Annotated in this window: 23 protein-coding genes and 2 tRNA genes; 6 read left to right on the forward strand and 19 right to left on the reverse strand. The window is 66.1% G+C overall.

Translation table 11 applies throughout. The features are described from left to right. Positions 1–28: 28 nt before the first annotated feature. Both ACX80M_RS03590 and coaD read right to left on the reverse strand, forming a co-directional pair. A complete protein-coding gene (locus tag ACX80M_RS03590; RefSeq protein ID WP_082576166.1) occupies positions 29–553 on the reverse strand; it encodes a YceD family protein in 525 nt (174 codons plus the stop codon). A 124-nt stretch (positions 554–677) separates the two neighbouring features. Next, positions 678–1178, reverse strand: coding sequence for a pantetheine-phosphate adenylyltransferase (coaD, locus tag ACX80M_RS03595; protein WP_141140891.1), 501 nt, complete (start codon positions 1176–1178; stop codon positions 678–680). A 43-nt stretch (positions 1179–1221) separates the two neighbouring features. Here coaD and ACX80M_RS03600 point away from each other — a divergent pair, with 43 nt between their 5' ends. Together ACX80M_RS03600 and ACX80M_RS03605 are read left to right on the forward strand one after the other, a co-directional pair. Then, the gene (locus ACX80M_RS03600) at positions 1222–2451 is read left to right on the forward strand and encodes an aminotransferase class I/II-fold pyridoxal phosphate-dependent enzyme (protein WP_459308872.1); all 1230 of its coding nucleotides are present in this window, start codon (positions 1222–1224) and stop codon (positions 2449–2451) included. Continuing rightward, positions 2451–3239, forward strand: coding sequence for a spermidine synthase (locus ACX80M_RS03605; RefSeq protein WP_459308874.1), 789 nt, complete (start codon positions 2451–2453; stop codon positions 3237–3239). The genes ACX80M_RS03600 and ACX80M_RS03605 overlap by 1 nt, the downstream gene beginning before the upstream one ends. Before the next feature lie 45 nt (positions 3240–3284). On the opposite strand, the gene rsmD is transcribed toward ACX80M_RS03605, so the two are convergent. Genes rsmD through thiL form a run of 4 tightly spaced genes read right to left on the reverse strand, consistent with a single transcriptional unit; the run spans position 3285 to position 8293 of the window. Then, complete coding sequence (rsmD, locus tag ACX80M_RS03610) at positions 3285–3938, reverse strand: 16S rRNA (guanine(966)-N(2))-methyltransferase RsmD (RefSeq protein WP_459308876.1); 654 nt, start codon at positions 3936–3938, stop codon at positions 3285–3287. A gap of 9 nt (positions 3939–3947) precedes the next feature. Then, a complete protein-coding gene (locus tag ACX80M_RS03615; protein WP_459308878.1) occupies positions 3948–6230 on the reverse strand; it encodes an ATP-dependent DNA helicase RecG in 2283 nt (760 codons plus the stop codon). Beyond that, on the reverse strand, positions 6220–7230 hold the full coding sequence (locus tag ACX80M_RS03620) for a DAK2 domain-containing protein (RefSeq protein ID WP_459308880.1): 1011 nt from the start codon (positions 7228–7230) through the stop codon (positions 6220–6222). Before ACX80M_RS03620 ends, ACX80M_RS03615 begins: the two co-directional genes overlap by 11 nt. 22 nt (positions 7231–7252) lie before the next feature. Next, complete coding sequence (gene thiL, locus ACX80M_RS03625; RefSeq protein WP_459308882.1) at positions 7253–8293, reverse strand: thiamine-phosphate kinase; 1041 nt, start codon at positions 8291–8293, stop codon at positions 7253–7255. Positions 8294–8415: 122 nt separating this feature from the next. Here thiL and ACX80M_RS03630 point away from each other — a divergent pair, with 122 nt between their 5' ends. Beyond that, entirely contained in the window at positions 8416–8919 is a 504-nt protein-coding gene (locus tag ACX80M_RS03630; protein ID WP_252609965.1) for a DUF3515 domain-containing protein, read from the forward strand. Between the two features lie 76 nt (positions 8920–8995). Here the strand turns inward: ACX80M_RS03630 and ACX80M_RS03635 are convergent, their stop codons facing one another. From ACX80M_RS03635 to leuC, 6 genes are all read right to left on the reverse strand, one after another. Next, positions 8996–10144, reverse strand: a complete 1149-nt coding sequence (locus tag ACX80M_RS03635) for a D-alanine--D-alanine ligase family protein (protein ID WP_252609963.1) — start codon at positions 10142–10144, stop codon at positions 8996–8998. A 2-nt stretch (positions 10145–10146) separates the two neighbouring features. Further along, a complete protein-coding gene (locus ACX80M_RS03640; protein ID WP_252609961.1) occupies positions 10147–11196 on the reverse strand; it encodes an NAD(P)H-dependent glycerol-3-phosphate dehydrogenase in 1050 nt (349 codons plus the stop codon). Then, the gene (locus ACX80M_RS03645; protein ID WP_058932093.1) at positions 11196–11963 is read right to left on the reverse strand and encodes a lysophospholipid acyltransferase family protein; all 768 of its coding nucleotides are present in this window, start codon (positions 11961–11963) and stop codon (positions 11196–11198) included. Before ACX80M_RS03645 ends, ACX80M_RS03640 begins: the two co-directional genes overlap by 1 nt. Positions 11964–11973: 10 nt before the next feature. After that, a complete protein-coding gene (gene murA / locus ACX80M_RS03650) occupies positions 11974–13299 on the reverse strand; it encodes a UDP-N-acetylglucosamine 1-carboxyvinyltransferase (RefSeq protein WP_056349177.1) in 1326 nt (441 codons plus the stop codon). A 158-nt stretch (positions 13300–13457) separates the two neighbouring features. Next, entirely contained in the window at positions 13458–14060 is a 603-nt protein-coding gene (leuD, locus tag ACX80M_RS03655) for a 3-isopropylmalate dehydratase small subunit (protein WP_252609957.1), read from the reverse strand. A 9-nt stretch (positions 14061–14069) separates the two neighbouring features. Continuing rightward, positions 14070–15524 (reverse strand): 3-isopropylmalate dehydratase large subunit, encoded by a 1455-nt coding sequence (gene leuC, locus ACX80M_RS03660; protein WP_459308886.1) that lies wholly within the window; start codon positions 15522–15524, stop codon positions 14070–14072. Between the two features lie 113 nt (positions 15525–15637). Here leuC and ACX80M_RS03665 point away from each other — a divergent pair, with 113 nt between their 5' ends. Continuing rightward, on the forward strand, positions 15638–16357 hold the full coding sequence (locus ACX80M_RS03665; RefSeq protein WP_058932091.1) for an IclR family transcriptional regulator: 720 nt from the start codon (positions 15638–15640) through the stop codon (positions 16355–16357). Between the two features lie 47 nt (positions 16358–16404). Continuing rightward, positions 16405–16944 carry a DUF1697 domain-containing protein gene (locus tag ACX80M_RS03670; RefSeq protein WP_252601415.1) on the forward strand — a complete coding sequence of 180 codons (540 nt, stop codon included), beginning with the start codon at positions 16405–16407 and terminating at the stop codon, positions 16942–16944. A 5-nt stretch (positions 16945–16949) separates the two neighbouring features. On the opposite strand, the gene ACX80M_RS03675 is transcribed toward ACX80M_RS03670, so the two are convergent. From ACX80M_RS03675 to ACX80M_RS03690, 4 genes are all read right to left on the reverse strand, one after another. Beyond that, entirely contained in the window at positions 16950–18566 is a 1617-nt protein-coding gene (locus tag ACX80M_RS03675; RefSeq protein WP_252609951.1) for a GTPase, read from the reverse strand. Next, complete coding sequence (locus ACX80M_RS03680; RefSeq protein ID WP_252609944.1) at positions 18563–20278, reverse strand: dynamin family protein; 1716 nt, start codon at positions 20276–20278, stop codon at positions 18563–18565. The genes ACX80M_RS03675 and ACX80M_RS03680 overlap by 4 nt, the downstream gene beginning before the upstream one ends. Positions 20279–20493: 215 nt before the next feature. Then, positions 20494–20569, reverse strand: a tRNA-Glu gene (locus ACX80M_RS03685). Positions 20570–20712: 143 nt separating this feature from the next. Beyond that, positions 20713–20784: transfer RNA gene (locus ACX80M_RS03690), tRNA-Gln, on the reverse strand. A gap of 297 nt (positions 20785–21081) precedes the next feature. Here ACX80M_RS03690 and ACX80M_RS03695 point away from each other — a divergent pair. Then, the gene (locus ACX80M_RS03695) at positions 21082–22476 is read left to right on the forward strand and encodes a hypothetical protein (RefSeq protein ID WP_459308889.1); all 1395 of its coding nucleotides are present in this window, start codon (positions 21082–21084) and stop codon (positions 22474–22476) included. 8 nt (positions 22477–22484) lie between these two features. Here the strand turns inward: ACX80M_RS03695 and ACX80M_RS03700 are convergent, their stop codons facing one another. Genes ACX80M_RS03700 through ACX80M_RS03710 form a run of 3 tightly spaced genes read right to left on the reverse strand, consistent with a single transcriptional unit; the run spans position 22485 to position 25533 of the window. Continuing rightward, positions 22485–23222 carry an HAD family hydrolase gene (locus ACX80M_RS03700; RefSeq protein ID WP_459308891.1) on the reverse strand — a complete coding sequence of 246 codons (738 nt, stop codon included), beginning with the start codon at positions 23220–23222 and terminating at the stop codon, positions 22485–22487. After that, positions 23222–24736 carry a glutamate--tRNA ligase gene (gene gltX / locus ACX80M_RS03705; protein ID WP_459308893.1) on the reverse strand — a complete coding sequence of 505 codons (1515 nt, stop codon included), beginning with the start codon at positions 24734–24736 and terminating at the stop codon, positions 23222–23224. The genes ACX80M_RS03700 and gltX overlap by 1 nt, the downstream gene beginning before the upstream one ends. Before the next feature lie 20 nt (positions 24737–24756). Next, the gene (locus tag ACX80M_RS03710; protein ID WP_058932084.1) at positions 24757–25533 is read right to left on the reverse strand and encodes a fumarylacetoacetate hydrolase family protein; all 777 of its coding nucleotides are present in this window, start codon (positions 25531–25533) and stop codon (positions 24757–24759) included. Positions 25534–25585 lie beyond the last annotated feature (52 nt).

Genomic DNA, 25585 nt, shown 5'->3' on the forward strand with positions numbered 1-25585 from the left:
CATTTCTCTCTAGACAAACACGTACAAATCAGTTTTGCCGGTCAGGCTTAGCCAAGTCGGCTAGGGCAGCCCAGCGAGGATCTACGATCTCGTGGTGATGCCCCGGCTCGTCTTCCAGGCGGACTCCACATTCGGAGCAAAGGCCCTGGCAGTCTTCCCGGCACACCGGCTGGAACGGCAGCATGGTTACAACTGCGTCCCGCAACACCGGCTCAAGATCGATGACATCGCGCTCGACTCGATATTGCTCTTCTTCGTCTTCTTCGTCCGAAAGCACAACGCCCTCGTAGAAGAAAAGTTCTTGCACATTGACCTCAAGGTCATACGCAAGGGGATCCAGGCATCTGCCGCATTCGCCTTTTACTTCGGCGACTGCGGTTCCTGATACCAGGATTCCTTCGTGTACGGCCTCAAGCCTCAGATCCAGCTCGATGTCCGAGCCTTCCTGAACGCCAATGAGTGCCACACCAAGATCACTTGGTGCGGGTACATGTTCCTTCAGTGTCCGCATGCTGCCCGGGCTGCGCCCGAGATCCTTGACGTCGAACGCCAAGGGCGAACTAGCATCTCGTTTAATGAGAACTCCTGTTGAACATATGACCGACGTACCATCTTAGCCTGAAGAACCGCAGGGACTCAAACCAGGCGACGGACGGCCGTCGAAGTACCGGACTAGCCTACCCTCTTGCCGGCTGATCGGGCGCAGACCCGCCCGCGAGCAACCTTTTATGTACGGACCGGGGCACATAGTCGGACACGCTGCCACCCAGACCGGCCACCTCTTTGATCAGGGTGGATGACAAATGCAGGTAGTGCGCCTCCGCCGGCAGGAACACTGTTTCCACGCCGCTGAGCTGGCGGTTCATCGTGGCCATCGGAAGTTCGTAGTCGAAGTCTGAGGATGAGCGGAGACCTTTGACGATCGCGGAGACGCCGCGCTGGCGGCAGTACTCGGCCAGGAGACCGTCGCCCACCGGTTCCACCACAATGCCTTTGAGGGATGCCAGGGTTTCGCGCGCCATATCCAGGCGGTCCCCCAGGCTGAACATGTACTTCTTCGCATAGTTGGTCGAAACCGCCACGATCACCTCATCGAAGAGGCCGGCGGCACGGGCGATGACCTCGAGATGGCCGTTGTGAATGGGGTCAAAGGATCCGGGGCAGACAGCGCGTCTCATGCACCGAACCTACCGCATGGGGCGGCCGGGATACCATGACTGGATGCATCCACCACGGGACCTTTCCATGCCCAGCGTGCCTGCCCCGTGGCAGCGCACCGCCTCAGGCGCCAATCTGCTGGGACCTGCCGGCCAACTGGGCGTCACCATCTTCGAGGAGATGACCACGCTGGCGGCGCAGACCGGTGCCATCAACCTTGGGCAGGGCTTTCCTGACGAGGACGGACCGCGGGAAATCAAGGCGGCAGCGATGGCCGCGATCGAAGCCGGGGCCAACCAGTACGCGCCCGGCAAGGGCATCCTGGAACTGCGTGAGGCCGTGGCTGCCCACCAGGAGCGGTTCTACGGGCTGGCCCCGGACCCGCACACAGAGGTCATCATCACTACCGGCGCCACAGAGGGGATCGCCGCAACGTTGCTGGCGTTCGTCGGCCCTGGCGACGAGGTGCTGACGTTCGAACCGTTTTATGACTCGTACGGCGCCGTCATCGGCTTGTCAGGCGCCACTCACGTCACCGCCCCGCTGCTGGCTCCCGACTTTTACCCGGACATGACGGCCATGGAGGCGGCCTTCACCGACCGCACCAGGGTGGTGCTGTTGAACAACCCGCACAATCCCACCGGTGCCGTCTTCCCCCGCCATGTTCTGCAGCGCGTCGTTGAGCTTGCCGCAAAGCATAACTGCCTCATCATCACCGACGAAGTGTACGAGCACCTCACCTTCGGCGCCAGGCACATTCCTGTCGCCACCCTGCCGGGTGCAGCGGAGCGGACCATCACCATCTCGTCTGCCGGAAAGACCTTCTCCTTCACTGGCTGGAAGATCGGTTGGCTGACCGGCCCGGATCATCTGGTGGCGGCTGTCCGGACGGTCAAGCAGTTCCTGACTTACAGCTCCGGTACACCGTTCCAGGCGGCCATTGCGACCGGCCTCGCACTGCCGGATGAGTTTTACCAGGGCGTTGCGGCCACTCTCCAGAAAAAACGGGACATCCTCAGCGAAGGCCTTCGCGCCGCAGGATTCGACGTTTACACGCCGCAGGGAACCTATTTCGTCAACGTGGACACCGCACCCCTTGGCATTGGCGACTCCGTGGACCTGGCCCGCAGGCTGCCCGGACTGGTGGGAGTGGCCGCGGTCCCCGTCCCCGTCTTCTGCCACCCGGAGGGCGCGGAACGGACACGGAGCCTGCTCAGATTCGCGTTCTGCAAGAAAGTGGAGCTCCTCGAGGAGGCCGCCGCCAGGCTGGCGACCCTCAGCGGAAAGCTCTGATGGCGGAGCCCGGCGGCACACGTTCCACGCGGTTCCTGCGGACCACGGGACAGCACGCGTCCATCGAGCCCGATGCTTTCACCGACGGCGGCTACGTCCTGAGCATCGGCGGGGCCGAGCAGTCCCATGTTAACCTGGCGCATCCTGAGGAGATCTTCTACGAGTACCTGCGACGGATCGGCCACATTGTGGACCTCGCCGCTCCCGAAGGCCGGCCAATCACCGCGCTCCATCTTGGGGCCGGAGCCCTGACCCTTGCGCGCTACATCCAGGCGACGAGGCCCGGATCCGTCCAGTATGCGGTGGAGCTGGAACGCGAACTCCTCGACTTTGTCCTGCAGCAACTCCCCCTGCCTGACGGTACCGAGCTGCACACCGTCATCGGCGATGCCCGCGACGCCCTGGCGGACCTGGACCCGGAACTTCAGTTCGACGTCGTGATCCTGGACATCTTTTCGGGTCCGGAAGCCCCTGCCCATATCGCCTGCCAGGAGTTCTACCAGGAGGCCCGTGCACGCCTTGCACCGGAAGGCTTGCTGATCGTCAATGTGGGTGATGAACCCGGACTGACCTTGGTGCGAAGCCAGGCCGCCGCCATGCGCCGCGCCATGACCGACGTGGCGGCCTTCGCCGAAACCGGGATGTTCGCGGGCCGCTACCCCGGCAATATCATCCTCGCCGGAACGCAGACTCCGTGGCCCGAAGCCTGGACAGCCGAACTGACGGCACGAGGCCCCCACCCCGCGAAGGTTCTCGCCGGCGTGGACCTGGATAGGCTGGCCGGCTGAGCCGCAGACTCCCCGCCGTCCCAGGCGTCCCAGGCGTCCCAGGCCCTAAACCTGCTTCGGCGGCTGCTCCTCAATAACAACGTCCGGCGTGATGGCGTCCGGCGTGATGGCGTCCGGCGTGATGGCGTCCGGCACAAATGGCTCCGCGAACCAGAGCCGCGTTTCGCCGTACTTCTTCTCGGCAAACCGTTCCAGGCCGGCGGGCCAGAACGGCTCCGGTGAACGCGAGGACCGCTCCACCACTACCACGGCCGCCGGAGCCAGATGATCGGCGAGTTTGCCCAGCACCGCCGACAGGGCAGGGTCATCCAGCGGATACGGCGGGTCCAGGAACACCAGGTCCCAGCTGGCCGTCTCCGCCGTGCGCTCCAGGAAGGACTCCACCTTGGACCGGTGGACCGTCACTGCCTTGCGGCCCAGCACGCCGTTGATCAGGTCCGCGTTGCGTTGGCACACGGAACTGGCCTTGGCATCGAATTCCACGAGGTCGACGGCCTCAGCGCCCCTGCTGCTGCTCTCCACGCCCAACGATCCGGACCCTGCGTACAGGTCCAGGACCCGGGCGCCGGCAATGATCCGGAATGCGTCGAGCCGGGAGAACAGTGCTTCCTTCACGCGGTCGGTAGTGGGCCTGGTCAGGGAGCCGGGGACGCTGACCAGGGGGGTCCCGCCTGCGGCGCCCGCGATGATGCGGCTCATGGCCGCCTCCTATCCGCGCTCAAGGAACGCCTCCTTCTCGGGGTTCAAGTACTCGTCAATGGCCTCCGCCAACCGCGGATGCCGCGCCAGGGCCGGATCCGAGCCCACAATTTCCTGGGCGTCCTGGCGCGCCTGCGCAATGATGTCCTCGTGTTCCAGCACGCGCAGCAGTTTCAGGGTGGAGCGGCCGCCGGACTGCGACGCGCCCAGGATGTCGCCCTCGCGGCGCAGCTTCAAGTCCTCCTGCGACAGTTCGAAGCCGTCGGTGGTTGCCGCCACGGCATCGAGCCGGCGCCGGCTCGGGTGCCCGCGTTCGAGGTTGGTGACGAGCAGGCACGTTCCGGGAAGCCCGCCACGGCCCACCCGGCCGCGCAGCTGGTGCAGCTGGGAAATGCCGAAGCGGTCGGCGTCGAGGATCACCATCAAGGTGGCGTTATGGACGTCGACGCCGACTTCGATAACGGTGGTGGAGACCAGGAGCTTGGTCCGGTTGGCGGTGAAGTCGGCCATCGCGGCGGATTTCACTGCGGTGTCCAAACGGCCGTGCATTGGCCCAAGGGGCACACCGGCCAGAGCCGGCACCTGCTGGAGATGTTCGACGACGGCGGTCACCGACGCGAGCTCCCGCGCAGCGCCGTCGCCCGCCAGGTCAGCCGCGGAAGGTTCCGCTTCCCCCGGGCTGAAGTCGCCGTCGTCGTCCGTTCCGATCCTGGGGCACACCACATACACCTGATGACCGGCGTCGATCTCCTCACGGGAGCGGGACCAGATGCGGTCTGCCCAGCCGGGGTTCTCGGCGAGGCCCACCACATGCGTGGAAATCGGCGCCCGGCCGGCCGGGAGCTCGTCCAGGACGGACGTTTCGAGGTCGCCGAAGACCGTCATGGCCACGGTGCGTGGAATGGGCGTGGCCGTCATGACCAGCAGGTGTGGCGGTTTGTTGGCCTTTGACCTGAGGACGTCCCGCTGCTCCACACCGAACCGGTGCTGTTCGTCCACCACGATCAGGCCAAGGTCGTAGAACGCTACGTTGTCGCTGAGCAGCGCGTGCGTGCCGATCACAATCCCGGCGGCGCCGGATGCGGCGTCCAGCATGGCCCGTTTCCGGGCGCCGGTGGGCATGGAGCCGGTGAGGAGGGCGACCTGCACCGCCCCTTCGGCCAGGCTGCCCAGCAGCCCGTCCGCGGACAGCATCGGGTCACGGGACAGGGAGCCCAGGGTCCGCCGGATGGATTCGAAGTGCTGGGCGGCGAGGACCTCGGTGGGCGCCAGGAGGGCCGCCTGCCCGCCGGCATCCACTACCTGCAGCATGGCCCGCAGCGCGACGATGGTCTTGCCCGAGCCGACCTCACCCTGCAGCAGCCGGTTCATGGGGCTGTCCTGCGCCAGCTCCGTGGCCAGCGTTTTTCCGACGGCGGCCTGGCCGCCGGTGAGCGTGAAGGGCAGCTGCCTGTCGAACGCCGCCAGCAGCCCGTCCGTGGCCGGGCGCCGCGCCGTGGCTTCCTCGGCCGCAAGCTGGGCACGGCGCCGCGCCAAGGCCGCCTGCAGGACCAGGGCCTCCTGGTAGCGCAATCGCTCCTGGGCCTTCATCCAGTCAGCCTGCGATTCCGGCCTGTGGATGAGCCGGTAGGCCTCGGCCACGGGAAGGAATTTCTCCCTACGGGCCACCGCCTCCGGCAGCGGATCCGGCAGGGCATCCAGATCCACGGTTTCCAGGAGCGTGGCGATGACTTTCTGAATCGACCAGCTGGTGAGCTTTGCGGTGGCCGGATAGACCGGGATGGGCATCGCGGCGAGCTTTTCGGGGTCCATGACCGGCATGTCCGGGTCCTCGTCGAGGAGGTGGAAGTCCGGGTTGGTCAAGCCCAGGGACGCTCCGTAGCGCGTCACCTTGCCGGAGAACATCACGCGCCGGCCCGGCAGGAGCTGCGCCTGTGCCCGGTGTCCGCTAAAAAAGGTGATCTTGAGCGTGCCGTGCCCGCTGCCGGGGCCTACCGCGGAAAGGCGCGGACGGCCGTGGGAGGCGGCGTCGTCGGTGATCACAACGTCGGTGATGGAACCACGGCGCGTATGCATCTTGCGCGTGCTGTTGGAGAGCACCCGCGCAAAAAGCGTGACCTCTTCATCCAGCGGCAACTCGCTGATGGGCGTCAATTCACCCCGGTTCAGGTAGCGGCGCGGGAAGTAGTTCAGGAGGCCGCCGACTGTGGCGATGCCCAGGTGCTTCTCAATGGCCGACGCTGACCGCTTTCCGATCAGGCGTTCCAGGCCCAGGTCCAGTTCAGCGTTCATGCCCACTGGAGTTCACCGGAGCTGGTTCGGGTTCGCGGGCCAGGGCGAGTTCGCTGACCGAAATGTCGCTGGGCTCGCCGAGGGAACGGATCAGGGCCACCGCGGGTGCGGCGTCGGGGACGTGGACATGGACGCGCCACCGGTAGCTGCCTTCAGCATCGGCCAAACTGTCCACCTGGCTCATGATGACGGACTGGCCGATTTCGTCGAGCCGCTGGCGCAGCGTGGCCGCGCTGAGCGGCGAAAGGCTGATGGTGCACATGACCTCAACGCCGTCGTCAGCCGGCATGTCAGCGTGGATGTGGGGGTCCTGGACGTCGAAGCCGTGCAGCCCGTCGAGGAGTTCGCCCTGCAGTTCTTCGCCCAGGACGGCGGAGCGGAGGCAGTCAAGGATGAGCAGCATGCCAACGCCCCCGGCATCGACAACATGCGCGGCTTCAAGGGCTGCCAACTGGCTCTCGGTGCTGACAACTGCTCTCAGCGCACCGTTGACGGCAGCGTCGAGGGCTTTGCCCAGGGCCTGGTTGCTGTCGTCGCCGTTGTGGCCGGCGTCCACTGCCGCGGCGGCCCGTGCGGCGGCTTCCATCACCGACAGCATGGTGCCGGGGACGGGATCGCTCAACGCGGACCACGCCCGGATCTGGGCGCGGTTCAGCGCGGCGGCCAGGAGGGTTGACGTCAGTCGGGTGTGACCGGCCAGGGGTTCAGCCGCGGCGCAGAGAAAGACCGAGAAGAGGGTTCCGGAATTGCCGCGGGCCTGCTCCATCGCGGCCCTTCCGGCACGCGCCAGCACCGCTCCGACATCCGCCTGGCCGGCGTCAGCCGGGACTGCCGCGCCTTGGCCCGCCGGGCCGCTGTGCAGGGCACGGGCGGCCGCCCGAACGGTGAGGTAAAGGTTGGTGCCGGTGTCACCGTCCGCCACGGGGAAAATGTTGATGGCATTGAGGCGGTCGCTGTGGTTGGCAATGGCGGTTTCAGCCTTGTCCAACCACCGCTTCATCGCTTGCGCGTTGGCGGCAACCTTAGTCTGCAAAGTGATCCCATCCCCCGGTGCCAACGGCGTGGCCCGCAATTGTGACGCCCGGAAGTGTGGCGCTTCCCAAGGCTTGTACTGAGCCTATCGCAGTGAATCCGGCAGGCAGCTGAACGCCGGCCGGGAATGTGGCCAGCAGCCCGTGGTCCTCTCCCCCGCCCAGCACCCAGGCCATGGGGTCAGCTCTGAGAAGGTCCGACGCCGGGCGCAAGGCTTCCGCGAGAGGTTTCAGTGCGGCGGGGTCAAGGTCCAGGACAACCCCACTGGCCGCGGCGAGGCGGCCGCCGTCGCGCACCAGGCCGTCCGATATATCCAGCATGGCAGTGGCTCCGGCTGACCTGGCCAGCGGCCCCGCGGACAGTGGCGGCCGTGGCCTGCACTGCACTTCCACGAGCGCCCATTGCGCGGGCACCAGGGATTGCACAGCAGCCTCTGCTTCCAGGAGCGCAAGCCCGGCCGCGGCCCTGCCCACCGTACCGGCCAGGGCCACAACGTCGCCGGCACGGGCCCCCGACCGCAGGACCGCGTTGCCGCCAGCCAATGAGCCCAGCACGGCGACCGTCACGGAGATTTCCCTGCCGCGGCCCAAATCGCCCCCAGCCACCGAACAGTCTGTTGCCCCGAGTTCCCGGATTCCCGCAGTCAGGCCGTCGGCCAGGTCCGCCACCCAGCTGACAGGGGTGTCGGGCGGCAACGTCAGGCTCACCACCAGCGACGTGGCCACGCCGCCCATGGCGTTGATATCGCTGAGGTTCTGGGCCGCCGCCTTCCAGCCGACGTCGAAGCCCGTGGTGCGGTACCCGCTGGGCCATTGGAGCCGGAAGTCCTGGTCCTGCACCTGGGTATCGATGCTGATTACTGTCCTGCCATCCGGAGCGGCGATAATGGCGGCATCGTCGCCCGGGCCAAGCAGGGTTGCCGAACTGTACGTTCCGGCCATTTCCAGCCGCGGAAAGATCCGGGCCAGCAGTTCGGCTTCGGACAGCGCGGCGACAGTCAGCGTTTCTTCAGTCAACGGAATTTCAGGCACGCCCCTACGCTACAGCGCGGCACCGACATTGCTGGTCCGCCCCTTGTTGTAGAGATCCTCGCGACGGACGTCCGGTCCTTCCTGCGTCCCGCTCCATACGGCGGCGACGCTAGGCTGGATGGATGCGCAATCCCCGTTTTCCCTTGCCTGTCAGCGTGTCCGGAATCCTGCTGACCGCGGCCCTCACTGCAGCCGCTTTGTCCGCCTGTGCCCCGACTGTGGATGTCACCGCCGCAGGCGACGCGGCGAACCCGGCCTGCGCTCCGATGATGGTGGCCCTTCCTGACGCCATCGGCGATGCTGCCCTGCGGAAAACCAACAGCCAGGCCACCGCCGCCTGGGGGGACCCGTCTCAGGTGATCCTGCGCTGCGGCGTCAACGCTCCTGGCCCGACGACGGACCGCTGCGTGAGTGTCAACGGCATCGACTGGGTCATCAAGGAGGGCGACCCGATCTACACGCTGACGACATTCGGCCGCGAACCTGCTACCGAAGTCCTGATGGATCCGGAGGTCATCAGTTCAGCGACCGTCCTGGCTGATCTCTCCGCCGCGGCCGCAAAGATCCCGGCCAGCCGGAACTGCGTGGGTCAGGAAGACCTGCAGAGCCTGCCGTCCAGTCAGTAGGGTCCCGGTGGTGGGCCCACGCCGGCAGGGTTCCCTGGCCGAAGCGGAGCGAGGTTAGGGTGCCGGTGGGGACCGGTCAGCGCAGGCCGGTCTTCCGGTTCAAGGCCAGATGGATCAGCTCATCAATCAGGTCCGCGTAGTTCAGGCCTGATGCTGCCCACATCTGCGGGTACATGCTTTTGGGCGTAAACCCGGGCATGGTGTTGATCTCGTTGATGATCAGTTCGCCGTCGGGCGTGTAGAAGAAGTCCACTCGGCTCAGGCCTTCGGCACCCACAGCGTCGAAGGCAGCTGCTGCGAGTTCCCGGACCCGCACGATGGCTTCGTCGGGAATGTCGGCGGGGCAGCTCAACGCGGCGGCGTCGTCCTCAACATACTTCGCGTTGAAATCGTAGAATTCGTGCGTTCCGGCGGCGACGGAAATTTCGCCCGGCATGGACGTCCGGGGGGAATCGGTCCCGCGTCCTTCCAGGACCGCGCACTCAATCTCACGCCCTACGATGCCAGCCTCGATGACCAGTTTGAGGTCGTGGCGCCGGGCTTCCTCGACGGCGGCGTCGAGTCCCTCGAGGGAGTCCACCTTGGAGATCCCCATGGACGAACCCGCCCGCGCCGGCTTGACGAACACAGGAAAGCCGAGCTGGTCCACCTGCTTGCGGACGGCCTCCGCGTCCTTGACCCACTGGCGGTCCGTGACGGCAATGTAGGGCCCCACGTGCAGCCCGGCGGCCTCGAACACAACCTTCATGTAGTGCTTGTCCATGCCCACAGCCGACGCAAGCACGCCGGCGCCGACGTAGCGCGTGTCGGACAGTTCCAGGAGCCCCTGGATGGTGCCGTCCTCGCCAAAGGGACCATGGAGAAGGGGAAAAACGACGTCCACGGTTCCGAGTTCCTGCGGGACCTGGTTCGGTGCGGCGACGATCAGCTGGTGCTCGCCGCCGATCTCGGCGAGCGTCACGGTTTCCGACGACGGCGGGACCTCCGGCAGCGACGACGCGGACAGCGACCATTGGGCGGTATCCCCCGCGGCCAGCACCCATTGCCCCGATTTGGCGATGCCGATGGGGATGACATCGTACTTGTCTTTGTTGATGGCGCCCAGGACGCCGGCAGCGGTCACGCAGCTCACGGCATGCTCGCTGGACCGGCCACCAAAAAGCACCGCGACGCGGGGTTTGGCCCGTGGGGCTTCATCCGCTGCGGTCAGGTTTTCATCGGACATCGTCAGTAATCGCCTTCGGGTTTCAGGTCCCGGGCCAGCAGCAGCGGCCCCAGTTGGTCAACGGACAGTTTGCCAGCCAGGACGGCAACGACGGCGGCGGTGATGGGCATCTCGACGCCCAGTTTCCCCGCTAGCTCGTGCACGGCCTGGCCGGATTTGATGCCTTCGGCTGTTTGGGTCATCTTCAGTGCCAGCTCGTCAAGAGTGAGTCCCTGGCCCAGCAACCGGCCAGCCGTATGGTTTCGCGACAGAGGCGAGGAACACGTCGCCACCAGATCCCCCAGGCCCGCCAGCCCGGCCATGGTCCGTGCCTCGCCACCAAGGGCAAGGGCGAGCCTGGATGTTTCGGCCAAGCCTCGGGTGATCACGGAGGCCTTGGTGTTGTCCCCCATCTGTTTACCTTCACAGATGCCCACGGCCAGCGCTATGACATTCTTGACGATGCCGCCAATTTCCACACCGACGACATCCGCCGTGGTGTACGGACGGAAGTACGGTGCGGTGCAGCTCCTCGCGATCCAGCCCGCGGCCGCCGCATCGGAACAGGCCACCACAGAAGCAGTCGGTTCCTCCCGGGCGATCTCCATGGCCAGGTTGGGACCGGAAACCACGGCAATGCGGTCCTTGGGAATCCCCAGTTCGTCGCTGATCACCTCACTCATCCGGGAGTCCGTGCCGAGCTCCAGGCCCTTCATCAGGGACACCACCACGGCGTCAGCGGCGATCAGCGGCTTCCATTCACGGAGCTGGAGTCGCAGTGACTGTGCAGGAACGGCCAGGACCACCAGGTCCGCGCCCGCCAGCACCTCGCTGACGTCTGTGGACGCTGTGATGCTGGGCGGCAGCTCTGTGTCCTTCAGGTACTGGACGTTTCGGTGCGTGCTGTTGATCTGCTCCACCACTTCGCTGCGTCGGCCCCAGATCCGGATGCTCCGCTGTTCCCCCGCTGCCCGAGCCGCATCGGCGAGGATCTTGGCGAACGTGGTACCCCAGGAACCGGCGCCCAGGACGGCGACAGACCGGGCGGAACCCTGACGGCTTCCGTCAGCCATCAGGTGGCATCCGCAGCGTCGTCAGGATTTTCCCGCACAACGAAGCGACCGTGCGTGGCTTGATTGTGCTTGGAAGGGTCCCAGCGTTCAGCGGGCGGCTCCTCCCCGCGGATGTCGGCCAGCAAACCGGTCACGGCATCCATGATCTTCTCGGTGGCCGCGGTCAGCGTTGCTTTGTCCAGTGGCCGGCCCATGAACTGGCTGAGGTCAACGGGCTTGCCCACCATCACCCTGGACGTCCTGCGCGGGAAAAGGTGGAACCGCTTCGCATAACGCGGGAACACCTCATGGGCGCCCCAGTGCGCGATCGGTACCACGGGAATGCCGCCTTCCAAGGCAAGGCGGGCAGCGCCGGTGTGGCCCTTCATCGGCCACAGCGCGGGATCGCGGGTGAGTGTGCCTTCGGGGTAGATGATGATGGCCCCGCCGTCCGCCACAATCTCCTGGGCGAGCTGCAGCGAGCGGTTCGCTCCCGCCGTCGAGCGTTCCACCGGGATCTGCCGGGTGGCCCGCAGGACCGCGCCCAGGACGGGAACCTTGAACAGCCCGGCCTTCGCCAGGAAGTGCGGGGCGCGGTTCTGGTTGTAGAGAATGTGCCCCACGATCAGCGGATCGATTTCCGTGCAATGGTTAGGCGCGGCAATAAACCCGCCGGCGGGGAGGTTCTCGAGGCCTTCCCACTTCTTGTTCATCATTGCGTTCAGCACCGTGCGCACTATGGCCGCGACCACAACGAATGTGGCCTGGCTCTTGGCCGTTTCCTTCACGTACCCACTGCTACTTTGTCGAGGTGATGTCGAAGTCGGCGCCGAGGCCGGACAGCTTTTCGGTGAAACGTTCGTAGCCGCGGTTGATGATGTCGATCCCGGTCACGCGCGACGTGCCCGAAGCGGCCAGCGCCGCGATCAGGTGGCTGAAGCCGCCACGCAGGTCCGGTACGTCGATGTCGGCGCCCTTGAGCTGGGTGGGACCGGAGATGACGGCGGAGTGGAGGAAGTTGCGCTGGCCGAAGCGGCACGGCACGCTGCCCAGGCACTCGCGGTGCACCTGGATGCTCGCGCCCATCCGGATGAGCGCGTCGGTGAAGCCGAACCTGTTTTCATAGACGGTCTCGTGGACGATCGACACGCCTTCGGCCTGGGTCAGGGCCACCACCAGCGGCTGCTGCCAGTCGGTCATAAAGCCGGGGTGCACATCCGTTTCCAGGACCAGAGGGTTGAGCTTGCCGCCCCGGTGGTAGAAGCGGATGCCGTCCTCGCCGATGTCCATGCCGCCGCCTACCTTCCGGTAGGTATTCAGGAACGTCATCATGTCCCGCTGCGAGGCGCCTTCGACGAAGATGTCACCGCGGGTCACCAGTGCTGCCGAAGCCCACGACGCCGATTCGTTGCGGTCCGAGAGGGCACGGTGGTTGTAGCCGCCCAGGTCCCGGACACCTTCAATGCGGATGGTCCGGTCGGTCTGGACGCTGATGATGGCGCCCATCTTCTGCAGCACTGCGATGAGGTCGATGATCTCAGGTTCCGTGGCAGCGCCGGAAAGCTCCGTGATCCCTTCGGCGCGGGTGGCGCTGAGCAGCACCTGCTCCGTCGCACCCACCGAGGGGTAGGGCAGATTGATCTTGGCGCCGTGCAGGCCCTTGGGCGCAGAGATGTGGATGCCGCCCGGGCGTTTTTCCACCACGGCGCCGAACTGGCGGAGCACGTTCAGGTGGTAGTCGATGGGACGGTCACCGATCTTGCAGCCGCCAAGGTCCGGAATGAAGGCCTCACCGATCGCATGGATCAGGGGTCCGCAGAGCAGGATGGGGATACGCGAATCACCGGCGTGGGCATCGATCGCCGTGCTCGGGGCGGTTTTGGCCGCCTTCGGATCCAGGGTGAGGTCACCGCTGACGGGATCCTTGACCACCGTCACTCCATGCAGCTGCAGGAGCGAGGTGACAACCTCGACGTCCTTGATCTCCGGAACGTTCCGCAACACCGACGGCTCGTTGCCCAGTAATGCTGCCACCATGGCCTTGGGAACAAGGTTTTTGGCTCCCCGGACGCTGACGCGGCCTGTAAGCGGGACTCCGCCGCGGATTGTCAGAACACTACTCATATACCGGTTTCCTTACGATTACTCGCCCCAAAATCCTTGCAAAGGCTCCAGCTAAGCATAGGAGGTTGCGTTACCGAACCGAAATACGGGCGCCGAAAGCCTCCGGCGCGGCGCTGTACAGGCGGCTCCGTCCGGGGCGGGAAATTCCGCGCTCCCGCTCAGGAAAGGCGGGCCGGAAGCGTTTTGGGCATAAAGGCCGGACGGGTGGCCTCGAAGGCGGTGATGTCCTCTTCGTGCTGGAGCGTCAGGCCAATATCGTCCAGGCCTTCCAGGAGGCGCCAGCGTGTGTAATCGTCGATTTCAAAAGGCGCGACGATACTGCCGCAGATAACAGTCTTTGAAACGAGGTCAACGGAGACTTGGGTGCCTGGTGCGTTTTCCAGTTCTTTCCAGATCAGCTCGATATCGTCCTGGGCGAGCTCGGCGGCCAGCAGCCCCTGCTTGCCGGAGTTCCCACGGAAAATATCGGCGAAACGTGAAGACAGGACCGTCTTGAAGCCGTAGTCCTTCAAAGCCCAGACGGCGTGTTCACGGGACGAACCGGTACCGAAATCCGGGCCCGCCACCAGAACGGAGCCGGCGTTGAACGGCGCCTGGTTCAGGATAAAGGCCGGGTCCTTGCGCCAGGCGGAGAACAGTGCGTCCTCGAAGCCGGTACGGGTGATCCGCTTGAGGTAGACCGCGGGGATGATCTGGTCCGTGTCAACGTTGCTCTGGCGCAGCGGGACGCCGATGCCGGTGTGGGTGGTGAACTTTTCCATGGCGGCCTCCTAGGCTGCGTCGGTGCGGATGGCGGCGGATTCGGGGGCCGGATCGAGATCCGACGGCGAACTCAGGGTGCCACGGATGGCCGTGGCCGCTGCCACCACAGGCGAGACCAGGTGGGTGCGGCCGCCCTTGCCCTGCCGGCCTTCGAAGTTACGGTTGGACGTCGAGGCGCAACGCTCCCCCACCTCGAGCTGGTCCGGGTTCATGCCCAGGCACATCGAGCAGCCGGCGAAGCGCCACTCGGCGCCGAAGTCCTTGAAGACCTTGTCCAGGCCTTCGGCCTCTGCTTCCAGCCGCACGCGGGCCGAACCGGGTACCACCAGCATCCGGATGTTGGGGTCCTTCTGGCGCCCGCGGATGATGTCCGCAGCAGCCCGGAGGTCCTCCATGCGCGAGTTGGTGCAGGAGCCCAGGAAGACCGTGTCCACCCGGATGTCTTTCATGGGCGTACCGGCGGTCAATCCCATGTACTGCAGGGCGCGTTCGGCGGCAGCCTTGGCGTTTTCGTCGCCGAAGTCCTCCGGGGACGGCACCTTGGCGGAAAGCGAAACACCCTGCCCTGGGTTTGTGCCCCAGGTGACGAACGGCTCCAGCGTGTCGGCGTCCAGGGCCACCTCGACGTCGAACGTGGCGTCGTCGTCGGTCCTCAGCGTGTTCCAGTACTCGACGGCGGCATCCCAGTCGGCGCCCTGTGGCGCGTGCGGGCGGCCATTCATGTAGTCGTAGGTGATCTGGTCCGGGGCCACCAGGCCGGCGCGGGCACCGGCTTCGATGGACATGTTGCAGATGGTCATGCGGGCTTCCATGGACAGCGCGCGGATGGCGGAACCGCGGTATTCCAGGACGTAGCCCTGGCCTCCGCCGGTGCCGATCTTGGCAATCACGGCCAGGATGATGTCCTTGGCGGTAACGCCCGGGCGCAGCGTGCCTTCGACGTTGATGGCCATGGTTTTGAACGGCTTCAGGGACAGCGTCTGGGTGGCCATGACGTGCTCCACTTCGGACGTGCCGATGCCCATGGCCAGGGCACCGAACGCGCCATGGGTGGACGTGTGGGAGTCACCGCAGACAACGGTCATGCCAGGCTGCGTGAGGCCAAGCTGCGGGCCAACCACGTGCACAATGCCCTGTTCCGCGTCGCCGAGAGAGTGCAGGCGGACGCCGAACTCCGCGCAGTTGTTGCGCAGCGTCTGGATCTGCGTGCGGCTGGTGAGATCGGCAATGGGCTTGTGGATGTCCAGCGTGGGAGTGTTGTGGTCCTCCGTGGCGATGGTGAGGTCCGGGCGGCGCAGCTTGCGGCCAGCCAGGCGCAGGCCCTCGAAGGCCTGCGGAGAAGTCACCTCATGGACAAGGTGAAGGTCAATGAAGAGGAGGTCGGGCTGGGCATTGGCTCCTTCGCCCTCGCCTTTGCGCACCACATGTGCGTCCCAGACTTTCTCGGCCAGTGTCTTTGCCACGGCCATCTCCCTTCACTGCTGTTTGGCTGTTTGGTTCCACTGAACCAGCAGGGCTGCATTTTGTGCCAGCCCAAAGATTTGCATCTCAGATAATGAGACGGCAATATCATTACATGGACAATTCTAGTGGAGTCGGTGTCATTGATAAAGCGGCCCATGTGCTTGATGCATTGGAGGCCGGCCCCACCACGCTGGCACAGTTGGTGGCCGCCACGGGCCTGGCCCGGCCCACGGTGCACAGGCTCGCCCTGGCCCTGATCCATCACCGGCTGGTAAGCCGCGACATCCAGGGCCGGTTTGTCCTCGGCAGCCGCCTGGTGGAGCTGGCCTCCGCCGCCGGCGAGGACCGTCTCATCGCTTCTGCCGGGCCGGTCCTGATGCAGCTGCGCGACGCTACCGGCGAAAGCTCCCAGATCTTCCGCCGCCAGGGCGAATGGCGTATTTGTGTCGCCTCCGCGGAACGCCCCATCGGCCTGCGCGACACCATCCCCGTCGGCACCAAGCTTTCCATGAAGGCCGGCTCCGCCGCCCAGGTGCTGCTCGCCTGGGAAGACCACGACCGGCTTCTCGAGGGCCTGCAGGCCGCCCGATTCACGCCCACCGTGCTGGCAGGCGTACGACGGCGGGGCTGGGGACAGAGCCTCGGCGAACGCGAGCCCGGGGTCGCCTCAGTCTCGGCACCGGTCCGGGGACCGTCCGGACGCGTGATCGCCGCGGTCTCGATCTCCGGCCCCATCGAGCGGCTCACCCGCCAGCCGGGCCGCCTCCACGCCGAGGTGGTTTGCAACGCCGCGCGGATCCTCACCGAGGCCCTGCGCAAGGGCAACGACTGAAGGCTCGCCTCCGTCCAGGCCTGGCTGCCCCCGGCTAGGCTGTCGGCATGAACAGCTACGCAGTCTTCCTCCGCGGGATAAATGTCGGCGGGATCAACATCAAGATGGCGGACCTCAAGACTGCGCTTGCATCGCAGGGGTTCGCGGACGTCAGGACACTGCTGGCCAGCGGCAATGTGGTGCTTGCCAGCGACGAGGATCCTGCCGCGGTCAAGCAGACCTTTGAAAAGTTCCTGCGTGACGCCTTCGGCTACGAGGCCTGGGTGGTTGTCCTCACGGCACGGCGGGTCTCCGAACTCGTGGCGGCCTGCCCGTATCCGGCAGACGACAAGGCAACGCACACCTACATCACGCTGGCATCGGACACCGCCATGCTCAATGAGCTTGAAGCCGCCGGCGCAGCCTTTGAAGGTACCCAGCAGAAACGCCTCGGCCCGGAGGCATTGGCCTGGCTGGCTCCGGCCGGCGGGACGTTGGACAGCCCGTTCAGCAAGATTTCGTCCAAGGCCAGGTTCAAGGCAACCACTACCACCCGGAACCTGCGGACGCTGATCAAGGTCAGGGACGCCGCAACCGCACTGGTGTAACTACCTTAGTTTCCGCCCGCGACCTTCAGTGCGGCGTTGAAGGACGCGAGCCTGCTGACCTCAATTTCAACCGGCTCCACCACGAAGTCCCGGGCAACCTCGCCCACCGCTGCCCGCAGCCGTTTCCTGGCCCTGGCTGCGCGCGCCTTCGCGGCTCCTGACCCAATGAATTTTCCAGTCAGCGCCAGGAAGATCCCCAGCACCACACCGCCGCCAATCAACAGCGTCGGCACCGGCCAGCCCTCCACCTTGGGAACCTCGGGGACGGGCAGCTGGAGATAGCCGAGCCCGGCCAGCACACCCAGCCAGCCCAGGCCGCCCAGGACTGTCAGCAGCGCGAGCCACTGGACCACGTTGAACATGCCCCACCACCAGGACTTCCGGGACGCCATCAGGTCCGTGCCTGCGATGGCCTGGTCCAAGGCATCCGGCAACGCCTCCCGCCCCTCCCGGGCAGCACCCCTGATCGCGGCACGCCACGGTCCGGGTGCGCCCGCACTCGCCGCGTCCGCAAACTCACGGACAGCAGCATCCGTCCGGGCGCGTTCCGGGGCGCCCGCGGCCGGGAGCGAGGTCCGGTTAAGTTGGGACGGAGAAGAACTTCTCAGATTGAGCCGGCGGAGCGGATCAGGCCGGAACCGCACCAGCCACCGCGTCACCGGCCACCCCGTGCGGCGCGTCGACTCGATGCGGTAGGACCGCGCAACTGCGTCCACCACCACGGGCACGTTGGCGGCCGTTGCCAGCTCATCGGTGAGCCGGGATCTCGACGCCGGCCTGACACCGGCGGCTTCCCCGGCGCCGGCGGCTTCCCTGAGTTGCCCGGAGGCCCGTGAAACGTCAGCGGCCAGCCGCTGTGAAAGCGCCTGGCGCTGCACCACAACATGTCGGATGGCACTCCGGACTTTGTCCACGCCGGTGCCCTTCAGGGCGGATGCGCCCAGGACCTGGACCTTGCCCAGCCCGTCGCGGGCAAGGATCCCTTTCAAGGACTCCAGCACAGGCTGCACGTCCCGTTCGGGCAAGCGGTCCACCTGGTTGAGGACCACCAGGGTCACGGCGCCATGCGCGGACAGGGGCGCCAGGAAATCGTTGTGGACCGCCGCATCGGCGTACTTTTGCGGATCCAGTACCCAGACCAGGACATCAACCAGGCCAACCATGCGCTCCACGATCTCGCGGTTCGCGGCCCTGGTGGAGTCGAAGTCCGGCAGGTCCAGCAGGATCAGCCCCGTGCGCTCGTCCGCGAAACCTGCCACGGGCTCCGCATGGTGGCGGTTGCCCACCTCAAGCCAGTCCAGCAACGGCTCGCTGCCGTCCGCTCCCCAGACACCAGCCAAAGGTTCCGACGTTGTGGGCCGGCGGGCGGCCGCCGTCGCGATTTCAGCGCCGCTGACCGCGTTGAAGAGTGACGATTTTCCGCTGCCGGTGGCACCGAAGAACCCAACAACGGTGTGATCAGCCGACAGTGACCGCCGGGAGCTCGCGCGTTCCAGGAGCTGGAACACCTCCTCGAGTGCAGCATCCGGTAAGACGCCTTCGGCGAGTTCGCGGGCATCGTTGAGGGCTTCGAGCCTGCGGTCCAGCTGCGACGCTTCACGGGCTACGCTGTGGCGGCTCATGCCTTGTCCGCCAGCCGGGCCAGGGCAGCGGCGTGGCCCGTCAGGATCCGGCCGGTGACCGCGCCGCCCTCCGGCAGGCGTTGGATGAATTTCTGCTGCTCTGCCTGCAGCAGCCGCTGGCAACGGGCGTGGAGGTCATCCCGCGCGGTCTTCGCAAGTCGGCGGACCGCGTCTTCGCCGAACACTGCCTCGAGCAGTTTCTGGCCGACGACGGCGGTACCGCCCGCGACGCCGATCTCCAGCCCGGTGAGGCCGGCTGTCATGGAAAACACCACGATCATCAGTGCGGCACCCAGCCCGTTAATCCCGAAGGAAAGCCATCTGGCCTGCGTGCGCTTGCCCTGCCCTTCCGTGCGGATCAGTTCCATCAGGCCGGCCTGCCAGGCCCTGATCTCCGCTGCGGCCGCATCGGCAAAGCCGGGGCTGGTGCCGGACAGATCCTCCGTCCCCAGGAGCTCGCGGCCGGCCGGGTCCGAGCGCCACCGCTCGTCGGTTTCCTCGCCGGCATTGGCGGCCTCGTCCAGGATGACGGCCTGCAACCCCGTTTCGATGGCGGCCTCAACCCGGACGGCCGGCGTCGGCTCGCCCCGGAAGAACGCTCCCACGCGGTCCCGCAGCCGTCCGATGTTCTGCTCCAACGCCCGGAAGAATTCCCCTGTTCCAACGAAGTCCTGCCAGCGCGCCAGTACTTCGCCACGGAGGAGGGCGCCGTCCTTTGTTGCGTCCAGGATCCGGGCCCCGGCATCGCGATAGGCGGCCTCAGCGCCTGCACGGAGCGAGGCCGCGGCACGCTCCTGCCCCTGGACCGCGTGCGCCACGGAACCGACCCGCCCGGCCAACGCCTTCACCGTCCCGTTGAGGGTACGGCGGGCAATTTCGGACCGCCCAGCGGCGTCGGCAGCAAGTTCCTGCAGCCAGCGCCGCAGCGGCTCCACGGCGCTCGTTGGCAGCATGCCAAGATGGTCCAGGTCCGTCTCCGGCACAATGAACAGTCCGGCATCGCCGAGGCCTTCTTTCTGCAGCAATGTGCGGAGGTCGGCGCTGACTTCGGCTTCCGCCTCCGCCGGCACACGGTCCAGGACCACGGCCACCATGATGTCCCGCGAGGACGCGTCCAGGAGAAGCTTCCACGGGACCGCGTCCGCGTAGCGGTTGGCGGTGGTCACAAAAACCCAGAGGTCCGCGGCGGCCAGCAATTGACCGGCGAGCCTGCGGTTGTCGTCGGAAATAGAGTCGACGTCGGGGGCGTCAAGCAGTGCGATCCCCTGCGGAACAGCCTGGTCCGCTACCAGCACCAGGGAGGAAATGGCTTCCGCATCGGGTGTTGCGCCGGCCCGGCTGGCCGGAACGGGTTCCCTGGAGACGGTGCCCCGGATCCGGTTGAGGGTGGGCAGCACGCGGTGGCCTTCGAACCAGCCCGCATCGGCCGGGTGGTGCAGCAGAATTGGCTGCCGGGTGGTGGGCCTGATGGCCCCGGAGCGTGTGACCGGGTGCCCCACCAAGGCGTTCACCAGCGTTGACTTGCCGGCACCGGTGGAACCTCCGACGACGGCAAGCAGCGGCGCGTCCAGGCTGCGGTACCGCGGCAGGATGTAATCGTCCAGCTGGGCGACGGCGTTCCGAGTGTCCTGGCGCGCCTGTTCCACGTCCGCAAGGGCGAGCGGCAACGACACGGCGGACAGATCCCCACGCACGGCCTCAAGCAAGGCCACGGCTGGCTCCGATGCCGCGTCGGGCCGGCCCGGCTGGGTTCGCGGTGCGCGCTTAGGCGGCGGAGGCTGCGTGGGACGAAGCCCGTCTGAGGAGGTCACAGGATCATCATGCCAGTTGCGCCGGCTGTTCCACCGGGCCCCGGCTTTGTCCTATATCCCGCAGCGCAGCCTCCACAACGAAAAACGGCCCCGGGCTGATGCCCGGGACCGTTCGTTGGTGACCCCAGCGGGATTCGAACCCGCGTTACCGCCGTGAGAGGGCAGCGTACTAGGCCGCTATACGATGGGGCCGCGTACTTCCAGGAAGTTTTCACTTCCAACCGGCGCCAGGCCGGTTTGCTAAGTGAGTATTTCATACACTCAGCGCGCGTTTCAAATCGGCGAACCGATCTGAAACCACTGATTTGCCGCGGTTAGCCTGCGACCAAACAGAGCTGGGATACCAGGACTCGAACCTAGAATGACGGTACCAGAAACCGTAGTGTTGCCAATTACACCATATCCCAATGATACTTTCGGGCCGGAGTTTCGGGCTTCAAGCCCTGCTCCGTGCGCCTCAGCACGAGAAATTACTTTACCCGAGACTTTGGGCTGGCACAAATCGGCACCGAAGACCCAAGGTCCGAACCCCTTGCCAGATCACCCGGAATAAGTTTACTCTCGGTAAGTTACCCGAGAGTAACCACCCTCTGCCTTTGCTGCAGGCACTTCGGAATTTAGATTTTCGTCCGGACTGCCGCCCCTGGTCCAGGTGGGTGGCCGGCGGATTTCACACTGCCGGCAAACCGTCGAGAGGACCCACCGTGACACAAAGTCGTGCCGCCGCGCCCACCAAGACCCGAACCCGGGCACAGCAGCTAGCCATCGCCGTCCTGGCCCTGATGCTGATTGCTTTGCTTGGATTTTACACCCTGGTCACCGGCAGGATCACCGACGGATCGGCCAAGCTGATGGACGGTGCGGGCCAGGCCTCGGCCGGCGCTGAGCAGCTCAAGGACGGCGCCGGTCAGCTGGCGGCCGGCGCGGGCCTGGCAGACACCGGTGCCGGCAAGCTCTCCTCCGGCGCCGACAAAGTCTCCCTGGGTGTCAGCGAGAAGCTGGCCCCGGGCGCTGAAAAACTGCAGTCCGGTGCAGACCAACTCGCCGCTGGCGCTGTCAAGATCGAAACTGACGTCAACAACAAGTTCGCGCCCGGCGTGTACAAAGTGGACGATGGCGCCCGAAAGCTCGCCGCCGGAGCCACCCAGCTCGCCGCGGCACTGACGCCTTCGGCCGCCGGAAACGCCGAGAACAACCTGGGCGACGGCGCGACTGCGCTGAATGCAGGTGCGGGCCGTCTGGCCTCCGGAACCGGCGAGCTGGCCGCCGGAACGGCCCAGCTGAAAGGCTACCGGGGAGCGAACAACTCCCCCGAGGCGGGCACTGGCACGGCGGCCTTGGCACAGGCCCTTGAGCTGCTGGAAGCGGCAGCGTCGGACCCGCTTCAGGGGCTGGTTCCACTGTCCGTTGTCAAGGACAAGATCACCAAGATCACCGCTGGAGCCCACAAGCTCGACGCCGGGGCGCAGCAACTGCAGGCTGGTGCCGGGAAGCTCAATGAAGGAGCGGCACAGTTGCACACGGGAACAGGGCGTCTCACCGCCGGCTTCGCCACGCTGGGTGAAAAGCTCAACAGTCGCGATCCCAACAACCCTGGTGTTGTGCTCGGTACCGAACTGCTGGCCGCCGGAACTGCCCAGATCCGCACCGGCATGGACGGCGTGCCCGGCAACCCCGACCGCCCGGGCCTGATCAATGCCGTCGCCAGCATCACTGAGGGCAGCTCACGGCTGGCGGACGGCACGTTGGCCCTGAATGCCGGCATCAAGGGCGATCCGGCCGATCCCGGAAACCCCGGCCTACTCCAGGGCTCCGAGGCACTGGCTGCCGGCGCTTCGGATCTTGCTACAGGCAACACCAAGCTGGCCTCGGGATCGACAGAGTTGGCGACCGGCGCCGAGAAGCTTGCTGATGGTAATGCCCGGATTTCGGATGGCACGGACACCCTGTACTCCAGCGCAGCGGCCATCTCGCCCACGAGCATGGTGGGGAAGTCGGATACCGCCGTTGCCCTCGGCTTGGTTGCTGTGCTCGTGTTCGGATCCGTGGGCATCTACGTGGTGCTGTGGAACAGGCGAAGGTTGCAGGCTGCGGAGTAAACGGCCGGTCAGCCCAGCAGCTGCCCCAGCGAGCTGACCTCGTGGCCGGAGAAATCCGGCCCCGGCTCCCCCACCCTGTTGAGCCAGACGCCTACCAGGCCTGCCGCCGTCGAACCTTCTGCGTCCAGCATTCTGTTGTCCCCAACGTAGAGGGTCTCCTCCGGGGCAGTCCCCAGCAGGCGGACGCCTTCGAGGTAGATGGCCGGCTCGGGCTTGGCAACGCCTACCGTGTCCGTGCCAACCAGGCGGCGGACGCGTTCCAGGCCGGCGCCGTCGAGCTTGGCCCGCTGGTAGTCGTGCACGTTGTTACTGACGGCACCGTAGGGGATGCCGGCAGCGTCCAGCAGGTCCAGGAGCGGCAGCACGTCCTCAAAGGCACGCACATACGTGGGCTGCAGCCGGCCGTAGGCCGAGAGCCACCCGTGCGCTTCTTCGCCGTCGGCAAGATCCACACCGAAGTGCCCCAGGGCGGCGCGTCCCCGCAGGAGGCGCTGGTCGTTGAAGGTCAGCTCCCCCGCCAGGTACCGGTCGTAGTAGTGCGTGGTCTCGTGCGTGAAGATCCTGCCGAAACGCTCCCACCCGGTCTGGTCCAGACCCGGCAGGAGGTGCTCGCTGACCTCACGCAGGGCGGTAGTCATGGCGTATTCGAGGTCCACCAGGGTGTCGTCGATGTCGAAGAGGACGCCCCGGATGGACCCGAAGCGTGTGCTCAGGACTCCGTCAGCCGTGGTGCCGGTGGTAGACATCAGCCGCGGAAGGTGCGGAGCCGGCTCAGGGACGAGTCCTTGCCCAGGAGCACCATGGATTCGAAGAGGGGCGGCGAGATCCGGCGCCCGGAGATGGCCGTGCGGACAGGACCGAAGGCCAGCCGCGGCTTCAGCCCGAGGTCCTCCACGAGTGCCTGCTTCAGGGCCGTCTGGATCTCCTCCGGGTTCCAGTCCTGAATGGGCTCAAGGGCAGCAAGGGCGGCGTCGAGGACTTCGGTCAGGTTGGCGGGCAGGCCCTTGCGGGCGTCGTCTGCGACGTCGATCGCGTCGTCGGCCTTGAACAGGAAGGCGAGCATTTCCGGGGCCTCCCCCAGCAGGGTGATCCGCTCCTGGACGAGGGGTGCGGCCTCGGTGAGGATCTCTTCCTCCCGGTCCGTGAGGATCTCTCCGACCAGGTCCGCGGCCCTGAGGTACGGCACCAGGCGCGCACGGAAATCGGCCGCCTCAAGCAGCCGGACGTGCGTGCCGTTGATGGCCTCTGCCTTTTTCAGGTCAAAACGTGCCGGGTTGGCCAGCACATCGTGGATGTCGAAGTGCTCCACGAGCTGCTTGACAGTGAAGATGTCCTCGTCGGCGCTCAGGGACCAGCCCAGGAGGGACAGGTAGTTCAGAAGGCCTTCGGGAATGAAGCCGCGTTCGCGGTGCAGGAACAGGCTGGATTCGGGGTCGCGCTTGGAGAGCTTCTTGTTGCCCTGGCCCATGACGTAGGGAAGGTGGCCGAACTCCGGCATGTACTCGGCCACGCCGATGGCGTAGAGGGCACGGTACAAGGCGATCTGGCGGGGCGTGGAGCTGAGCAGGTCTTCGCCGCGCAGCACGTGCGTGATTCCCATCAGGGCATCGTCCACCGGATTTACCAGCGTGTACAACGGCGCGCCGTTGGCACGGACCACCGCGAAGTCCGGCACGGAGCCGGCCTTGAACGTGATCTCGCCGCGGACGAGGTCCTTGAACGTGAGGTCCTCGTCCGGCATCCGCAGGCGCAGCACGGCCTGGCGGCCTTCAGCCTTGTACTGGGCCAGCTGTTCCTCGGTGATGTGACGGTCAAACCCGTCATAACCCAGCTTGGGGTCGCGGGAAGCCGCACGGTGGCGGGCTTCGATTTCAGCCGGCGTGGAGTAGGACTCGTAAATGTGGCCGCCGGCCTTCAGCCGAGCGATGACATCCTGGTAGAGGTCGCTGCGCTGGGACTGGCGGTACGGCTCGTGCGGGCCTCCCACCTCGACGCCTTCGTCCCACGTGATGCCCAGCCACTTCAGCGCATCCAGCAGCTGGTGATAGCTTTCCTCGCTGTCCCGCGCCGAGTCCGTGTCCTCGATGCGGAAGACCAGGGTTCCCTTGGTGTGCCGGGCATAGGCCCAGTTGAACAGCGCCGTCCGGATCAGGCCCACGTGCGGGGTGCCCGTAGGTGACGGGCAGAACCGCACCCGGACCGGGGTTTCGGCAGTGACGGACGGGATGGCGGCAGGGTTCAGCGCGGAGGCAGTAGTCATAGTGGTTCCAACTTTACCCGTCAGCGGCGGACCACCGGGTTGGACAGCCGACCGATGCCCTCGATCTCCACGTCGTAGCGGTCCCCCGCGGTGACGAGGTCGACGCCGGCCGGAGTGCCGGTCATGATGACGTCCCCGGGGAGCAGGGTGAAAGCCTGGGACACGATGGAGACGATTTCCCGGACGCCGCGGATCATCTGGCTGGTGCTGCCGTCCTGGCGCAGTTCGCCGTTGAGCCAGCCCTTGATGGCCAGGTCTTCGGTGTCCAGCTCGGTCTCGATCCACGGTCCGAGGGGTGCCGACGTGTCGAAGCCCTTGGCCCTGGCCCACTGCAGGTCCGTTTTCTGGACATCGCGGGCGGTGAGGTCGTTGCCGCAGGTGTAGCCGAAGATGACGTCGTCGACGCGGTCTTCGGGGACGTCCTTGCAGATCCGGCCGATGACCACACACAGTTCGGCCTCGAACGAAACCTCGTCTGAGAATTCCGGCAGCACAATGGGGTCGCCGGGGCCGATGACAGAGGTGTTCGGCTTCAGGAACAGCAGCGGCTGCTGCGGGACTTCGTTGCCCAGCTCGGCGGCGTGCTCGGCGAAGTTGCGGCCGACGCCGATCACCTTGCTGCGGGGAATGATCGGGGCCAGGAGCCGGACGTCTTCGAGCTTGTGCTTGACGTGTGTGCGCTCCACCCCGTTGAAGAAGGGGTCGCCGTTAATGACAGTGATTTCCTCACTGCCGGGCTCACCTTCAACAACGCCGTAGAGGGGATCAGAATCGACTACAAACCTGGCAATACGCATGGTGGCTAGCCTACCGTCTTGAGCGGCAGCGGCTGCCCTGCGTCACGTCTAA

Source organism: Pseudarthrobacter sp. MDT1-22, from assembly GCF_054511035.1.